General features: G+C 43.1%; 1 protein-coding gene. It reads left to right on the forward strand.

Translation table 11 applies throughout. The annotated features are described in order from the left end of the window. Positions 1 to 74 precede the first annotated feature (74 nt). The coding region (locus A3763_RS21765) for a triacylglycerol lipase (protein WP_156495246.1) at positions 75 to 981 on the forward strand (907 nt) is incomplete at its 3' end.

The following is a 981-nucleotide window of genomic DNA, read 5'->3' on the forward strand; positions in this document are numbered from 1 at the left end:
GTAGTAGGGCTTGGTGTCAGTGTTTAAAAGGCTGGTATTTAACTCAGTATAAAAATAAATTTGAGGATATATCTATGAAAAAGACACTCGCATTAACGGCTGCTCTCACATGTGCAGCAGCTGCTCCGACACAAGCAGGATTCTTTTCTGATTATTTTAGTTACACGAAAACAGAAAATCCAATCATGTTAGTACCTGGAATATTTGCCTTCGACTCAATTTCTATTGTCGATTATTGGCATCAGATTCCGAGCGCTATTGAAAGTCGTGGTGGTGAAGCTTATGTAGCTAAGATCAATGCTTTTGATAGTTCTGTGGGCCGAGGTGAAGAGCTGATCGCTCAGCTTGAGGAAATTAAAGCAAGTTCCGGTGGACGAATCGAAAAGTTCAACCTAATGGGTCATAGCCAGGGTGGTATGACTTCGCGTTATGTAATGGAAACACGTCCTGACCTTGTTGCGTCGGTTACTACGATGCATACGCCACATACTGGTTCGCCTATTGCAGACTTGGTGACAGATGTAGCTCCACCAGAAACAATTCGTGGAACGTTATTTGGCGCGTTTGCTAATGCAGTCGGTGATCTAGTTAACTTATTATCAGACAATAAAAAGTCCGACTCTGATATTTACGCTATGTTGGGAGAGTTTAATGCTCAAGGTGCAGCGCAATACAATGCAACTTACACGCATGGCTTACCGACAACTGAGTGTGGTAATGGGCCTTCGCAAGTGACGATCAATGGCGAAGATATCAAGCTCTATTCATGGAGCGGCACAGGTCATCTGACTGCTGTTGGGGATATTTCAGATACCTTGTTTGCCATCACAGGTTTAGCGTTTGATTCAGGTGAAGATAACGACGGTATTACCGGGCGTTGTGCATCTCACTTTGGCCAGGTTATTCGTGATGATTACTTCATGAACCACATTGATGCCAATAATCATGTCTTAGGATTAACATCATTGTTCGAGACTGATC

This window comes from Oleiphilus sp. HI0128, assembly GCF_001635365.1.